This is a genomic window from Nocardia sp. NBC_00511, from assembly GCF_045161165.1.
Classification (GTDB): Bacteria; Actinomycetota; Actinomycetes; order Mycobacteriales; family Mycobacteriaceae; genus Nocardia.
The window spans coordinates 7,407,002-7,422,446 of the sequence record NZ_CP107849.1 but is presented as its reverse complement, the minus strand read 5'-3'; the positions used below and the strand labels follow the sequence as shown (position 1 = coordinate 7,422,446).

At 68.9% G+C, this 15,445-nt stretch carries 12 protein-coding genes; 7 read left to right on the top strand and 5 right to left on the bottom strand.

The window, feature by feature from the left end; genetic code table 11:
* Nucleotides 1–8: 8 nt before the first annotated feature.
* The 3 genes from OG300_RS34500 to OG300_RS34490 are packed head-to-tail and all read right to left on the bottom strand — an operon-like array spanning nt 9 to nt 4,425.
* On the bottom strand, nt 9–1,178 hold the full coding sequence (locus OG300_RS34500; protein WP_405488305.1) for an acyl-CoA dehydrogenase family protein: 1,170 nt from the start codon (nt 1,176–1,178) through the stop codon (nt 9–11).
* On the bottom strand, nt 1,163–2,245 hold the full coding sequence (locus OG300_RS34495) for an acyl-CoA dehydrogenase family protein (protein ID WP_405488303.1): 1,083 nt from the start codon (nt 2,243–2,245) through the stop codon (nt 1,163–1,165). The genes OG300_RS34500 and OG300_RS34495 overlap by 16 nt, the downstream gene beginning before the upstream one ends.
* 26 nt (nt 2,246–2,271) lie before the next feature.
* Nucleotides 2,272–4,425, bottom strand: a complete 2,154-nt coding sequence (locus OG300_RS34490; protein ID WP_405488301.1) for an acyl-CoA dehydrogenase — start codon at nt 4,423–4,425, stop codon at nt 2,272–2,274.
* A gap of 125 nt (nt 4,426–4,550) precedes the next feature.
* Here OG300_RS34490 and kstR point away from each other — a divergent pair, with 125 nt between their 5' ends.
* The 5 genes from kstR (at nt 4,551) to OG300_RS34465 (ending at nt 11,291) form a co-directional block, all read left to right on the top strand.
* Nucleotides 4,551–5,198: a cholesterol catabolism transcriptional regulator KstR gene (kstR, locus tag OG300_RS34485; RefSeq protein WP_405488299.1), complete on the top strand. Its 648-nt coding sequence runs from the start codon at nt 4,551–4,553 to the stop codon at nt 5,196–5,198.
* A 259-nt stretch (nt 5,199–5,457) separates the two neighbouring features.
* Nucleotides 5,458–8,049, top strand: a complete 2,592-nt coding sequence (gene otsB, locus OG300_RS34480) for a trehalose-phosphatase (RefSeq protein WP_405488297.1) — start codon at nt 5,458–5,460, stop codon at nt 8,047–8,049.
* A 234-nt stretch (nt 8,050–8,283) separates the two neighbouring features.
* Complete coding sequence (locus OG300_RS34475; protein WP_405488295.1) at nt 8,284–9,186, top strand: metal ABC transporter solute-binding protein, Zn/Mn family; 903 nt, start codon at nt 8,284–8,286, stop codon at nt 9,184–9,186.
* Between the two features lie 180 nt (nt 9,187–9,366).
* A complete protein-coding gene (locus tag OG300_RS34470; RefSeq protein WP_405488293.1) occupies nt 9,367–10,416 on the top strand; it encodes a metal ABC transporter ATP-binding protein in 1,050 nt (349 codons plus the stop codon).
* Entirely contained in the window at nt 10,413–11,291 is an 879-nt protein-coding gene (locus OG300_RS34465) for a metal ABC transporter permease (protein WP_405488291.1), read from the top strand. The genes OG300_RS34470 and OG300_RS34465 overlap by 4 nt, the downstream gene beginning before the upstream one ends.
* On the opposite strand, the gene OG300_RS34460 is transcribed toward OG300_RS34465, so the two are convergent.
* Nucleotides 11,288–12,181, bottom strand: a complete 894-nt coding sequence (locus OG300_RS34460; protein WP_405488289.1) for an A/G-specific adenine glycosylase — start codon at nt 12,179–12,181, stop codon at nt 11,288–11,290. The two genes, OG300_RS34465 and OG300_RS34460, sit on opposite strands and share 4 nt — an antisense overlap.
* 161 nt (nt 12,182–12,342) lie before the next feature.
* Here OG300_RS34460 and OG300_RS34455 point away from each other — a divergent pair, with 161 nt between their 5' ends.
* Complete coding sequence (locus OG300_RS34455; RefSeq protein ID WP_405488287.1) at nt 12,343–12,966, top strand: carbonic anhydrase; 624 nt, start codon at nt 12,343–12,345, stop codon at nt 12,964–12,966.
* A gap of 170 nt (nt 12,967–13,136) precedes the next feature.
* The gene (locus OG300_RS34450; protein ID WP_405488285.1) at nt 13,137–13,802 is read left to right on the top strand and encodes a DUF4232 domain-containing protein; all 666 of its coding nucleotides are present in this window, start codon (nt 13,137–13,139) and stop codon (nt 13,800–13,802) included.
* A gap of 184 nt (nt 13,803–13,986) precedes the next feature.
* Here the strand turns inward: OG300_RS34450 and radA are convergent, their stop codons facing one another.
* Nucleotides 13,987–15,387: a DNA repair protein RadA gene (gene radA, locus OG300_RS34445; RefSeq protein WP_405488283.1), complete on the bottom strand. Its 1,401-nt coding sequence runs from the start codon at nt 15,385–15,387 to the stop codon at nt 13,987–13,989.
* Between the last annotated feature and the right edge of the window lie 58 nt (nt 15,388–15,445).

Below are 15,445 nucleotides of genomic sequence, written 5' to 3'. Positions count from 1 at the left end.
TCTGCGATCTAGCGCGGGACTCGCGGAAGCCGCAGGCCCATCTGGGCGATCAGCTCACGCATGACCTCGTTGACACCGCCGCCGAAGGTCACCACCAGGTTCTGCTTGGTGCGCTTGTCCAGCCACACCAGCAGATCCGCGGTGGCCTGATCGGCGGGATCGCCGTAGCGGCCCACGATCTCCTCGGCCAGGCGGCCCGCCTCCTGCAGCGCCTCGGTGGAGAACACCTTGGTCGCCGACGCGTCGGCGATGACATCGCGCGGATCGGCGTCGGGGCGCTCCATATTGGAGGCCACCTGCCAGTTCAGCAGCTCGTTGAGCCGGGTCATGGCGTGCAGGCGACCCAGCGAGCGGCGCACCTCGGTCTCACCGAGCACACCCTGCTTCTGCGCCCACTCGCGCACCCGCTCGTAGAGCTGCTCGATCTTGCCGGACGGGCCCAGGCCGACCCGCTCGTGATTGAGCTGGGTGGTGATCAGCTTCCAGCCGCCGTTCTCCTCGCCGACCATCATGTTCGCGGGGACGCGGACATTGTCGAAGTAGGTGGCGTTGGTGTGGTGCGCGCCGTCGGCGGTGATGATCGGGGTCCAGGAGTAGCCCGGATCCTTGGTGTCGACGATCAGGATGGTGATCGCGCGGTGACGGGCCTCCACCGGACCGGTGCGCACCGCCAGCCAGATGTAGTCGGCCTCGTGCGCGCCGGTGGTGAAGATCTTCTGCCCGTTGACGATCCAGTCGCCGTTGGCGTCGCGCACCGCGGAGGTGCGCAGCGCGGCCAGGTCGGTGCCCGCGTCCGGCTCGGAGTAGCCGATGGCGAAATGCACGTCGCCGGTGAGGATTCCGGGCAGGAACTTCTGCTTCTGCTCGTCGGTGCCGTAGGACTGCAGCGCCGGGCCGACGGTCAGCAGCGTCACCAGGGGTACGGGCACATCGGCCCGCACCGCCTCGTTGTAGAAGATCTGCTGTTCCAGCGGGCCGAAACCCTGCCCGCCGTACTCCTTGGGCCAGCCGACGCCCAGTTTGCCGTCGCGGCCCATCCGCTTCACGACCGCGCGGTAGGCGTCGCCGTGCCGGTTGACCAGCATCTCGGACTCCTCCTCGGGAGTCACCAGAACGGAGAAGTACGAACGCAATTCGTCGCGGAGCTGTCGCTGCTCAGCGGTCAGTTCGATGAACATCTGGCTCCCAGTCGGTCCAGCCGGAACGATTCGCCGCCGAGCCAGCGGGCGATGTCCTTGGCCTGTGAGTAGTAGCGGTGCAGCGGATGGCTCATGTCGACGCCGAGGCCGCCGTGCAGGTGATGACACTTCTGCATGGCCGCGGGCAGCTCGGAGGCCACCGTGTAGGCCAGCACGTCGAGGTCGTCGTCGATGCGCTCCAGGTGCCCGGCGCTGACCGGCTCCCCGTCCGAACCTTCCTGCGCGAGCGCCCAGTTGGCCGAGACGGCGGCGGCGTGCAGCGTGCGCGACACCACGTAGACGTCCGCGATCTGCTGCGCGACCGCCTGGAACTCCGCCAGCGGACGGCCGAACTGCTGCCGGGTCCGCACATGCTCGGCGGTCAGCGCGACCACGCCCTTGAGCAGACCGTCCGCGACCGCGCCGATGCTCGCCAGCGCGAAGCGGTGCAGCTCGGCCAGCCCGGTCGGCAGCAGCTGCTCGGCCGGGATGCGAACCTGCTCGAACTGCAGCGAAAACTCCGGCACGCCATCGGAACTCGGGCTGGCGGTCCGGGTGATGCCCGGGGCGTCACCGTCGACGACGGCGATGCCCGCGTCGGTGGGCACCAGGATCCAGCGCGCGGTGTCCGCGTAGGGCACCGCCACCTTCCGGCCGGTGACCAGCACGCCCGTCCCGTCGGCGACCGCGGTGGTCTCCGGCTTGACGGTGAACGGCGCACCCGGCTCGTGCAGCGCGGCAGTCAGCACCGCGCCCTCGGCGACGGCCGGAAACAGCTTCTCCGCCAAGGCATCCGGAATGCCGATGACCTTGAGCGGCAGCACGCCGAAGCCGAGGGTGGCCAGGGCGGGCACCTGCGCGGCGTCGGTGGCCAGCTCGGTGAGCATGGCCGAGACCTCGAGCAGGCCCATATCGTCGCCGCCGAAGCGCTCAGGTAGGGGCACGGCCAGCAGACCGCTCTCGGCGATGATCGGCCAGAGTGCGCTATCGCGGGCACTCTCGCGTTCCAGCAAACTTACGACAACCTCGGCGACAGCGTCCTGGCTCTCGTCCCTGGTGAAGTCCAATTCAATGCTCCCGGTTGAGGTGTGGGCTAGCCGTGCGACTCGCGTGGCAACCCGAGGATCCGTTCACCGGCGACGGTCAACAGAATCTGCTCGGTACCGCCCGCGATCGACAAACAGCGTGTGAGCAGGAATTCTTTCACCACATCGGTTTCCAGAGCACCCGCCGCACCGGACAATTCGACGGCGAATTCGGCCACCGCCTGCCGGTGACGCACACCGACCAGTTTCCGCACGCTGCTCTGCGCGGCCGGGTCGCCGCCGGTGAGCAGCTTCTGTGCCGCACGAGCTTCCAGCAATGTCCCGGCTACAGATTCTGAAATGAGTGCGCCCAGCCGGTCGGCCACCACTTCGGCACCCGGACCCGAGGTCGGCGCGGCGGCGATCAAGGCCTCCAGCTCATCCCCGATTCCCTTACCGCCCATGGCCACTCGCTCCGCCGACAGCGTCGAACGCGCGATCTTCCAGCCATTGCCGAGCTCACCGACCAGGCAGTCGTCCGGAACGAACACATCGTCGAGGAACACCTCGTTGAAGCGCGCCTCACCGGTGATCTCCACCAGCGGCCGGATATCCAGCCCGGCACTCTTCATATCGACCAGGAAGTAACTGATGCCCTTGTGCTTGGGCGCGGACGCGTCGGTGCGCGCCAGGCAGATACCCCAGGTGGCCCGATCCGCGAGCGAGGTCCAGACCTTCTGACCACGCAGCTTCCAGCCACCCTCGACCCGCTCGGCCACCGTGCGCAGTGCGGCCAGATCCGAGCCGGCGCCCGGCTCCGAGAACAGCTGGCACCAGATGACCTCACCGGTCAGCGTCGGCATGGCGTAACGCTCGATCTGCTCGGGCGTACCCCACTGCAGCAGCGTCGGGATCGCCCAGTTCGCAATCGCGATGTCCGGCAACGCGATACCGGCCTTGCGGACCTGATCGTCGAGCCGGGTGCGCAGAATCGGACCCGCGCCACGGCCGTAGGGCACCGGCCAGTGCGAGGCCAGCAGCCCCGCCTCGGCCAGCGCGACCCGCTGCTGAGATTCCGGCAGTGCCGCGATCTTGGCCAGATCGGCCGCCAGCACCGCGGCCTCCGCGGCATCCAAACCGGCCGTGTCCCAACCGGATCCGTCGTCACCGGCCGCCAGGTCGATGCCGACCGTGCGGCGCACACCCGAGAGCGTCAGCTCGGTGACCCGGGCCCGCCAGTGCGCGGAGCCGCCCAGCAGCTGACGCAGCGCGGTGGCGCGGCGCAGATACAGGTGGGCGTCGTGCTCCCAGGTGAAACCGATTCCACCCAGCACCTGAATGCAGTCCTTGGCGTTCTCGACCGCCGCGTCCAGCGCGACCGACAGCGCGACCGCGGCCGCCAACTGCAGTTCCGCACTGCCGCTGTCGACGGCGGCCGCCGCGTCGGCGGCCACCGCGCGAATCTGCTCGGCCCGGCACAGCATCCACGCGCAAATGTGTTTGATCGCTTGGAATTCGCCGATCCGACGGCCGAATTGCTCACGCACCTTGGCGTATTCGGTCGCCGTCTCGAGGCACCAGCCCGCGATGCCCGCGGCCTCCGCGGCCACCAGCGCCGCGGCCACATCGGGCACCGACACCGCCGGTTCGAAGAGCCGGTCCGGCGCGACAGCGACATTCGAGCACCGCACCCGGGCCAGCGGAACGCTCTGGTCGAGACCGGTCAGCGGTTCGACCCGCAGACCCTCGGCCCCGGCATCGATCAACGCCCACAGCGATCGCTCGCCGTCCCGGACCGGAACCAGGAGCGCGGCACCCGGCGAAGCGCCGAGAACCGAGTCCCACTCACCGGACACCAGGGCCCCGGATTCGCTCACGGATATGGCGATTTCGCCATCCAGAGCAACTCCGCATGGCATAGTTTCGTCGAGCGTCTCACCGGCAACGAGTCCCGCCAATGCCGTCGAGAGCACCGGTCCGCCCACCAGATCGTGCGCCGCCTGTTCCACCAGGACGGCGAGATCACCGACGGACCCGCCCGCACCACCGGATTCCTCCGGCACCGCGACTCGGAAAATTCCGAGATCGGCCAGGCGCGACCAGTATTCGCGCCAGAATTCGGCCGTTCCCGCACGCATTGTTGCAATTGGGGCTACCGCTGCAGCCCATCCACGCATCGACTCCTGAACGGCTTTATGCTCGTCAGTGGTGGCTATGGTCACACTCCATACCGCCTTTCAGGCGTGACTTGAGCTCCTAGAACATGTTCTAATGTTCGAGCCGGGCGTAAGTCAAGCGCCGTCCGGTCGCGGTACGAACTCGTCGTGCAGGAAAGGACTTTCAACCGATGGCCAGTCCCTCCCGATCGCAGGCCGCCGATGGGGCGTCTGCCGGTCGCACCGCGCCCGCCACCACCCTCAGCGAAGAGGATCTGAGTTCGGCGGCGCAGCGCGACCGACGCAAACGCATCCTCGACGCCACCCTCGCACTGGCCTCCAAGGGCGGATACGACGCGGTCCAGATGCGCGCGGTCGCCGAGCGCGCCGACGTCGCCGTCGGCACCCTCTACCGCTACTTCCCGTCCAAGGTGCACCTGCTGGTGTCCGCGCTGGCAAGGGAATTCGAGCAGTTCGAAGGTCGCCGCAAGCCGCTGGCCGGGGTCAGCCCGCAGGAGCGCATGCACCTGCTGCTCACCCAGGTCACCCGGGCCATGCAGCGCGACCCACTGCTCACCGAGGCGATGACCCGCGCGTTCATGTTCGCCGACGCCTCCGCGGCCGCCGAGGTCGATCGGGTCGGCAAGGTGATGGACCGGTTCTTCGCCCGCGCCCTCTCCGACGAGGTGCCCTCGGAGCGGCAGCTCGCCATCGCCCGCGTCATCTCCGACGTGTGGCTGTCCAACCTTGTTGCGTGGCTGACCCGTCGGGCCTCCGCCACCGATGTCACCGAGCGCCTCGAGCTGACCGTCGACCTGCTCATCGGCTCCCAGGAGTAATGCGAACGCACGCATGCGTTCGCATGTGCGCACAGGGGCTGCCCAGTCCGGAGAACTGGGCAGCCCCTGAGTCGTTTCCAGGAACAGTGCAGGTCAATGGGCCTTATCACGTCTTACCGCGCGGAAAACGGACATCGTGATGAACGACACGAAAGTGTTTTGTAAAGCCTACGTATCACCGCACACACAAGCGGGCAACCAGCACCCAGTAGCATCACTCGCGCCCTGAAAAATCTCCTCCGATCATTAGGTTGGATGCGTGAGCGCACAGGATTTGTCACTCGAACTTCGCCGTGCGTTGGCGGCCATCGCCCGCGTGCCACGACTGCTGGTTGCTTCGGACTATGACGGGACGATCGCTCCGATCGTCTCCGATCCGACCAAGGCCTATCCCCATCGGGAGTCGGTGAGCGCCCTGCGCGCTCTCGCCGGTCTCACCGGAACCACCGCCGCCGTGATCTCCGGCCGCGCCCTGCGTGATCTGGCGGCCCTGTCCCGGCTGCCCGTCGAGGTGCAGCTGATCGGAAGTCACGGTTCGGAATTCGATGTCGGCTTCGTGCACGCCATCGACAACGACGCCAAACAGCTGCTGCAGGAGGTCACTACGACCCTGACGCAGATCGCTCAGGACAATCCGGGCGCTTCTGTAGAAATCAAACCGGCCAGCGTGGCCCTGCACGTCCGCAACGCCAGCCCCGAAATCGGCCGTCGCGCACTGGTTACCGTGCGCCAGGGACCGGCCAGCTGGGTCGGCGTGCAGACCACCGAGGGCAAGGAGGTCATCGAGCTCGCGGTCGTCGAAACCGACAAGGGCGCGGCGCTCGATATCGTCCGGCACCAGCAGGGCGCGCAGGCCGCACTGTTCATCGGCGACGACGTCACCGACGAGAAGGCCTTCACCCGACTGTCCGGCCCGGACGTCGGCATCAAGGTCGGCGACGGCGAGAGCCTCGCCAAGTACCGGGTCGCCAGCACCGAAGAGGTCTCCAAGGCACTGGCTTTCCTGCTCGAGGAACGCCGCACCTGGCTCGCCGGTGCCAGCGCGCCGCGGATCGAACGGCTGACCATGCTGGCCAGCCCGCGCTCCAAAGCCCTTGTCACACCGGACGGCACCATCACCTGGCTGTGCCACCCGGAACCGGACTCGGCCGCGGTCTTCGCCCACCTGCTGGGCGGTCAGGGCGCGGGGCACTTCACCGTGCAACCGGAACGCGCCGGACTGCCGCTGTCCCAACGCTATGTCGACGGCACCATGACCGTCGAAACCCGTTGGTCCAGTTTGCGGGTCGTCGACTACCTGCCGCACGACGTGGTGCCCGAGCGCACCGACCTCACCCGGGTCATCACCGGAGATGCCAAGGCGGTCATCACCTTCGCGCCGCGACCCGAATTCGGGCAGGTGCCGGTGCGGCTGGTGCACGCCACCGGCGGGCTGAAACTGCAGGGCACCAACGATCCCATCGTGCTGCGCTCACCCGGCGTGGACTGGGAGATCATCGACGAGGGCAACCACCACACCGCGCGTGCCGTCGTCGACCCCTCACAGGGGCCGATCGTGCTCGAAATGCGGTGCGGCACCTCCGATCTCGCGCCCGCCATGCGGCCGGAGAACGAGCGTCGCCGAGAAGCCGAGCGGTACTGGGGCGAATGGGTCGGCAAGCTCGAATTGCCGCCCCTGAAGCCGGATCTCATGAAGCGGTCCGCGCTCACCCTGCGCGGCCTGGTGCACGCGCCGTCCGGGTCCATCCTGGCCGCCGCCACCACCTCGCTGCCCGAGGACATCGGCGGCGTCCGCAACTGGGACTACCGCTACTGCTGGCTGCGTGACGCCTCGCTCACCGCCTCCGCGCTGGTGTCGCTGGGCTCGCTCGGCGAGGCCGAGGATCTCCTCGCCTGGACGCACCGGGTGCTCGAGACCCTGCCCGGACCCGAACGACTGCACCCGCTCTACACGCTCTACGGCGAGACGCTGCCGCCCGAAGCCGTCATCGACCAGCTGCCCGGTTACGCCGGGTCGCGGCCGGTGCGCGTCGGCAACGCGGCGAACATGCAGGTGCAGCTGGACGTGTTCGGTCCCATCGTGGATCTGATCTCGCAGCTCGCGCACGCGCGCGAGCGCAAGGGCATCAGCGATCCGCTGCAGGTGCTGCCGGACCCGGACTGGGAACTGGTGGCTGCCATGGTTTCCGCGGTGCAGCGCCGCTGGCGCGAACCCGACCACGGCATCTGGGAGATCCGCGGCAACCCGCGCCACCACGTCTACTCCAAGGTGATGGGCTGGCTGACCGTGGACCGGGCACTGACCCTGGCCCGGCAGTTCGGGCGGCCCGTCGACCCGGAGTGGGAGACGTTGCGCGACACCATCTCCGACGAGGTCAAGCAGGAGGGCTGGAACGACGAGGTCCAGTCCTACACCGCGGCCTACGAGGGCACCGACCTCGACGCCGCCACCCTGCACATCGGCCTGAGCGGTCTCATCGATCCGGACGATCCGCGCTTCGCGGCCACCGTGGTGGCCACCGAGGCCGAACTCCGCAGCGGATCGACCGTGTACCGCTACCACCACGACGACGGACTGCCCGGCGGCGAGGGCGGTTTCCACCTGTGTGCCGCCTGGCTGGTGGAGGCCTACCTGCTGATCGGCAAGCGGGAGGACGCCGAGGCGTTGTTCGCGCAGCTGGTCGACGTGGCGGGTCCGACCGGACTGCTCTCGGAGGAGTACGACCCGGTCGCCGAACGCTCGCTGGGCAACCATCCGCAGGCCTACAGCCATCTCGGTCTGCTGCGTTGCGCGCAGCTGCTGAGCCAGCCGGTCACCACCTCGCCCCGGGATTCAGCGGTGCTGACCTAGGGGATGCACTGATCCCGAAGGGCCCGGTAGCCAACGGCTGCCGGGCCTTTCGCATGCCCGGGGTCGGCGGTCACAAGGGCGGGGCGGGGTGGTGCGGGCCACATCCGGGCCGCACGGCTAGGGCGCCACTGGACAGGTGCGCTACATTCAAATGGCAATCGTTTTCGTTACTAGTAAGCCGCAGTGCCAGGAGTGACCAGCGTGACCAGAAGTAGCTTTGCTCGAGGATTCGCCGTGTTCGCCGCGGGGCTCGCCACCGTCGCCACCCTGACCGCGTGCGGCAGCTCCAAGGACTCCGGCCAACTGACCGTGGTCGCCTCCACCAATGTCTGGGGCGACATCACCAAGGCCGTCGCCGGACCGGACATCAAGGTCGAATCGATCATCAGCGACCCGGCCGTGGACCCGCACTCCTTCGAGGTCACCCCCAGCGACGCCGCCAAGATCACCGACGCCAAGCTGGTCGTCTACAACGGCGGCGACTACGACGAGTTCATCGACAAGGCCATCGCGGGCAAGAACAAGATCACCGTCAATGCCTTCGACATCGCGGGCGCGGACAGCCACGCGGGCGAAACCGCCGGTGCCGCACCGGCATCCGACGCCTCGCACGCACACGCCAACGAACACGTCTGGTACGACCTGCACCAGGTCGGCCACGTCGCGCAGCACATCGCCGACGCCCTCGGGCAGCTCGACCCGGCCAACAAGCAGGCCTACACCGACCGCGCCGCCGCGTTCACCGCCCAGCTGAGCCCGATCGAGGCCGTCATCGCCAAGGTCGCCGCCGAGCACCCCGGCCAGCCGGTGCTGCAGACCGAGCCCCTCGCGGCCTATATGCTCACCGCCGCCAAGGCCGACGACAAGACCCCGCACGCCTTCCAGGAGGCCGTCGAACAGGGCACCGACCCGGCCCCCGCCGACGTCGCCACCGTGCGAGACCTGTTGACCGGCAAACAGGTTCGCGCCCTCGTCTACAACAAGCAGACCGAGGACAAGCTCACCCTGGACCTGAAGTCGACCGCCGAGAAGTCCGGCGTCACCGTCGTCGACGTCACCGAAACCCTCCCCGCCGGAGTCGACTACCTGCGGTGGATGACCGGCAACGCCCAGGCCATCGCCAAAGCCCTGTCCTAGCAACACCTCCGAGAAGAACGCACCGTGAACCACCCCGAGCGGACCAACCGGCCATCGCCGGGCGCACCCCTCGCGCCCGGCGATCTGGCCGTTCTCGAAACCCGTTCCGCCACAACTAGCGACCCTGGTTCCACCGGCTCCACCCGGGCTACCACCGCCGCGCCCGGGAGGAGCACCACCATGACCGCGAAACCCGCGCTCGACCCCGCACCCGGCCTGGAGTCATCGACTTCCCTTGCCGGACAGCAACTACCGGCGCCCGCGCTCAGTCTCGTAACGGGCAACGCAGGCGCTTCGCAACCTTCCGGCGCGCCGACCGGGACGCCCGCGGTGCGGCTGTCCGGGGCGCGGCTGGCGTTCGGGGAGCGGGTGCTGTGGGACGGGCTGGATCTGCGGGTGGAGCCGGGCGAGTTCATCGCGGTCCTGGGGCCCAACGGATCCGGGAAGACGTCCATGCTGCGGATGCTGCTCGGGCAGCTGACACTGTCGGCGGGCACCGCGGAGATCTCGGGAACGCCTGCGCGGCTGGGGAATCCGGCCATCGGATACGTGCCACAGCAGAAGACCATCGAGGGCGGGGCACAGTTGCGCGGCATCGACCTGGTGGGGCTCGGCGTGGACGGGCACCGGTGGGGATTCGGGTTCAAGGGGCGCAAGGAACGCAAGCGGAAGGTGATCGAGGCGATCGCGTCCGTCGGGGCGGAGAAGTTCGCCTACGCGCCGCTGGACGCGCTCTCCGGCGGTGAACAGCAGCGACTGCGCGTGGCACAGGCACTCGCGGGCGACCCGCGGGTGCTGCTGTGCGACGAACCGCTGCTGTCGCTCGACCTGGCCAACCAGCAGCTGGTGTCCGAGCTCATCGACCGGCGGCGACGCACCCACGACACCGCCGTGCTGTTCGTGACCCACGAGATCAATCCCATTCTGCCGCTGGTGGATCGGGTGCTCTACCTGGTCGACGGGCAATTCCGGATCGGCACCCCCGACGAGGTGATGACCTCCGAGACGCTCTCCGAGCTGTACGGCACCGAGGTCGACGTGCTGCGCGTACGCGGCCGCCTGGTCGTGGTCGGCACCGGCGATGCCATGGACGCGCTGGGTGAATCCGGCGCGCAGCATTGCCACGGCGACCACCGGCCACCCCGCCACGGCCATCGGAACACGGACCCGGCCGACAGCGAAACCCGTACGCGGGCAGACCACTCCGGCCAGGGCGAGGCGCGGGCATGATCGACAAGCTGAGCAAGCTGTTCTCGCAGATGTTCGACGTCTCCACCACCGCGCATCTGATGTCCTACGACTTCGTGCAGCAGGCCGTCATCGCGGCCGCGCTGCTCGGGCTGCTGGCCGGGGCCATCGGGCCGATCATCATCAGCCGCCAGATGTCGTTCGCGGTGCACGGCACCAGTGAGCTCTCGCTCACCGGCGCGGCCGCCGCCCTGCTGGCCGGGGTCGGCGTCGGGCTCGGCGCGATCATCGGTTCGGTGGTCGCCGCGGTCCTGTTCGGCGTGCTGGGTTCCCGTGCGCGCGAACGCGATTCGGTCATCGCCGTGGTGCTGTCGTTCGGGCTCGGCCTGTCGGTGCTGTTCCTGTGGCTCGGCCCGGAACGCGCGGGCTCCAAATTCTCGCTGCTCACCGGACAGGTGGTGAGCGTCGGCAATACCGGGCTCGGGCTGCTGGCCACCTGCACCGCGGCGGTGCTGATCGTGCTCGCCGCCATCTACCGGCCGCTGCTGTTCGCCAGCTCCGACCCGGAAGTGGCGGTGGCACGCGGGGTTCCGGTGCGCGCGCTGTCCATCGTGTTCGCCGTCCTGCTCGGCGTCACCGCGGCCTTCGGCGTCCAGATCGTCGGCGCGCTACTGGTGCTGTCGCTGCTCATCACGCCCGCCGCCGCGGCCGCTCAGCTCACCGCCAGCCCGGTCCGGGTCGCGGTGCTGTCCATCGTGTTCGCCGAAATCGCCGCTGTCGGAGGCATTCTGCTGTCGCTGGCCCCCGGCGTCCCGATCTCGACGTTCGTCACCACCATCTCGTTCACCATCTACGTGATCTGCCGAGTGGTCGGCTCCCGCACCCGCAACCGCCGCCGGGTGCTCGTCACCGCCTAGCCGCCCTCGCCCGCCAGCGCGAACAGGCCGTCGGCGGTCTGCTCGATCAGACCGTCGACGAGCAGCGAGTCCAGGGCCCGGTCACGCTGGCCGATATCGCGAGTCCAGGCCAGGTCCAAGCGAATTCGCTCGACCGGACCCGAGGCGTCGCGCAGCACATCGAGCAGTCGGCCACGCGCCTGACGATCGGTGCCCTCGAACTTCTGGGTCCGCCGCACCACGTCGGAGGCCGGGCGGCCCGCCGTCACCCAGGCGCAGCTGGGCAGCGGGCAACGCTCGCAGTCCGGGTTGCGGGCGGTGCAGACCGTCGCACCCAATTCCATGAGGGCGGCGGAGAATACGGCCGCGCGATCCACCCGGGACGGCAGCAGCGCCTCGGTCTCGCCCAGGTCGCGCGCCGCCGGATTGCCCGCTTCGGCACGCCCGTGCACGGCGCGGGCAACCACTCGGCGAACATTGGTGTCCACCACCGGAACCCGCTGCCCGTAGGCGAAACACGCGACCGCGCGAGCGGTGTACGCGCCGATGCCCGGCAGGCCCAGCAGCACCTCCACGTCGGTCGGCACCTCGTCGCCGTGCTGCTCGGCCAGCACCCCGGCGCACTCGTGCAGCCGCAGCGCGCGGCGCGGATAGCCGAGCTTGCCCCAGGCGCGCAGCACGTCCCCCTGCGGGGCGGCTGCCATCGCCGAGGGCACCGGCCAGCGCGCCACCCACTCCCGCCAGATCGGTTCGACCCGCACCACCGGCGTCTGCTGCAGCATGATCTCGCTCATCAGGATCTGCCACGCGGTGACGCCGGGACGTCGCCACGGCAGGTCCCGCGCCGTTTCGCGGTACCACTCGATGAGCACGTCGCTATCCACGCCGACCTCCGGGCCGATCGCCACCACCGGGATTCCCACACACGACCACGCGCGCGATGGTATCCACTCGGTGTGACACCGTGACAGGCAACGCTCACCGAGACGCCGAATCGGCGGACAGCCGGTGTTTGCCGGGGCGTAACGCCCCGGACTCGCCGGTAACCCGCCCGCTATGGAAAATGGGATACATGCCGCAAACCAACCCGATCAGTGCCTGGAAAGCCCTCCGCGAAGGCAACGAACGATTCGTCAACGGCACGTTGCAGCACCCCAGCCAGGGCGCCGCCGACCGGGCCAAACTCGTCGACGGGCAGCAGCCCGCCGCGGTCCTGTTCGGCTGCGGAGACTCCCGCGTGGCCGCCGAGATCATCTTCGACCAGGGCCTCGGTGACATGTTCGTGGTGCGCACCGCGGGCCACGTCATCGACAGCTCGGTGCTCGGCTCCATCGAATACGGCGTGCAGGTGCTCAATGTGCCGCTCATCGTCGTGCTCGGCCACGACAGCTGCGGAGCCGTCCGCGCCACCATCGACGCCCTCGACCACGGCAACGTGCCCGGCGGCTTCATCCGCTCGGTGGTCGAGAAGGTGACCCCGTCCATCCTCATCGGCCGCCGCGAGGGCCTGGAATCCGTCGACGACCTGGAGGCCCGCCACGTCGAGGAGACCGCCCGCCTGCTCATGCAGCGGTCGATGATCATCTCGCAGAAGGTGGCCACCGGCGAGTGCGCCATCGCCTGTGTCACCTACAACCTGGGCGAAGGCCAGATCAAGCTCAACCGGGTCATCGGCAACATCGGCGAAGTGGTCTAGCGAACTCTCAGCAGCGTCCGTGCCCATCACCGTCGCGGTGGGCACGGCGGGCAAAATGCGTGGATCGACGCCGCGAGCGGCGGAATTTACCCGTCGCGTAGGCGCTTTCACGTCCGACACGCCGAGACCCTGCTCGGGTCGACCCCAATACTGCCCTTACCGTTGTCAGCGTGCTGGAACCGAACGGACCACTGCCACCGGAAATTTATTGGCGCCGGCGCGCCCTCGCGATCGGCGCGCTGGTCATCGGCCTCGCGCTGGTGATCTGGGTGGCCTTCGCAGTGTTGCGCGGCGGCGGGGACCACAAGGCCGATCCCAAGGCCACCACCACCTCCGCGGCCGGGGCGACCAACAAGCCCGCCGGCAGCTCGTCGAGCGCACCGGATTCCGGCTCGGCCAAACCCTCCGCCAGCGGCGCCGTCAGTGCCGCCCCCGCGGCGGCGAGCCAGTGCCCGGACCAGTCCCTCGCCGTGAAAGTGAATGTCGGGCAACCCACGTACAAGACCGGTGACCAACCCGTCTTCGGCATCGTCATCACCAACATCTCCAGCAACGCCTGCGAACGCGATATGGGTTCCGGCCTGCAGCTGGTGTCGGTGCAGTCGCTCGACGGCCAGCGCAAGCTCTGGTCCAGCACCGACTGCTACCCCGACGGCACCCCCGACATGCGCACCCTGGCTCCCGGGCAGCAGGCCGCCTTCACCGTGACCTGGTCGGGCGCCAGCAGCCAGCCCGGCTGCGCCGGTGAACGCCTCCCCGTGCCCGCGGGCCCGTACACCGTTGTGGCCCAGCTCGGTTCGGTGCGCAGCTCACCGGAGCCGTTCAATATCGCGTAGTCGCTCGGCACTCGCGATACCCCCCGAGAAGCACGAAACAGCGGCGGCCGGAACCCTATTCGCAGGGTTCCGCCCGCCGCCGCATTCACAGCAATTCCGGAAATTCACCGGACATTCGCCGACCGCTCGAATTACCCGGCCGGAAAGCAATCCATTTCGACTGTCCCGACTTCGATTCCGGCGCTCATTCCGCCATTTCCATCGGAGCCTGCACCTGGCGGCGCTTACGCAATCCGGTAATGGCAAGGGCCGCACGGATATCGGTGACCTCGCGCAAAGTCATACCGCGGCCGGTGCGCTCCACACCCGGCGGCACCAGCGCCTCGGTGAATCCCAATCGCTCCGCCTCCGCGAGCCTGCGGCTCAACCCCGTCACCTGCCGCACCTCCCCCGCCAGCCCGACCTCACCCAGCACCACCATGCCGCTGGGCAGCGCCTGATCCTGGCTGGCGCTCGCAATGGCCAGGGCCACAGCCAGATCCGCGGCGGGCTCGGTGAGCCGCATACCGCCCACGGTGGCCGCGTAGACGTCCTGCTTGCCCACGAACACGCCCCCGCGGCTCTGCAGGACGGCCAGCACCATGGAAACGCGGTTGTAGTCCAGCCCGCTCACCGCCCGCCGCGGCGCGGGCGCCTGGGTGTCCACCGTGAGCCCCTGCACCTCGCCCAGCATCGGCCGCTTGCCGTCCATCGCCACCGTCACCGCCGTACCCGGCACCGACGCGCCCCGATGATGCAGGAACAGCCCCGAAGGGTCGTCCACACAGTGGATTCCGGCCTCCCGCATCTCGAAGCAGCCGACCTCGTCGGTGCTTCCGAAGCGGTTCTTGATGCCGCGCACCATGCGCAGCGAGGAATGCTTGTCGCCCTCGAACTGCAGCACCACGTCCACCAGATGCTCGAGCGTGCGCGGCCCCGCCACCGCTCCGTCCTTGGTGACGTGCCCGACCAGCAGCACCGCGATCCCGCTCGCCTTGGCCAGCGAGGTCAGCGCGGCCGTCACCGAACGCACCTGGGTGACACCGCCGATCACCCCGTCCGCGTCCGCCGCCAGCATGGTCTGCACCGAGTCCACCACCAGCAGAGACGGTTTCACCTGCTCGACGTGCCCGAGAATGGTCGCCAGATCGGATTCGGCCGCCAGGTACACCTTTTCGTGCACCGCCCCGGTCCGGTCGGCCCGCAACCGCACCTGCCCCGCCGACTCCTCCGCCGTCACGTACAGCGCGATCTCGCCACGCGCCCGCGCCCACCGATGCGCCACCTCGAGCAGCAGCGTCGACTTGCCCACCCCGGGCTCCCCCGACAGCAGCACCACCGACCCCGGAATGATCCCGCCGCCCAGCACCCGATCCAGCTCCGAGACCCCCGTGGACCGCGACTGCGTCTGGTTCGCGTCGATCTGCGAGAGCGGCAGGGCCGCCGTGCTCGGCAGCATGGCCCGCCGCCCCACCGCCACCGCGCCCGACGACGCCGCGACCTCCTCGATGGTCCCCCACCCACCGCAATCCGGGCACCGCCCAACCCATTTCGCCACATCGTGCGAACAGGCCGAACATCGATACACCGACTTCACCTTGGCCATCCGCGCAGCCTAACGACCCCTACCGACAGCTCCCGGCAACACCGCGCCGCCGATGGGC

Excerpts from the sequence above, each read along its gene's own strand:
- OG300_RS34500 (WP_405488305.1), bottom strand. The coding sequence starts at position 1,178 with ATGTTCATCGAACTGACCGCTGAGCAGCGACAGCTCCGCGACGAATTG.
- kstR (WP_405488299.1), top strand. The coding sequence starts at position 4,551 with ATGGCCAGTCCCTCCCGATCGCAGGCCGCCGATGGGGCGTCTGCCGGT.
- OG300_RS34470 (WP_405488293.1), top strand. The coding sequence starts at position 9,367 with ATGACCGCGAAACCCGCGCTCGACCCCGCACCCGGCCTGGAGTCATCG.
- OG300_RS34465 (WP_405488291.1), top strand. The coding sequence starts at position 10,413 with ATGATCGACAAGCTGAGCAAGCTGTTCTCGCAGATGTTCGACGTCTCC.
- OG300_RS34455 (WP_405488287.1), top strand. The coding sequence starts at position 12,343 with ATGCCGCAAACCAACCCGATCAGTGCCTGGAAAGCCCTCCGCGAAGGC.
- radA (WP_405488283.1), bottom strand. The coding sequence starts at position 15,387 with ATGGCCAAGGTGAAGTCGGTGTATCGATGTTCGGCCTGTTCGCACGAT.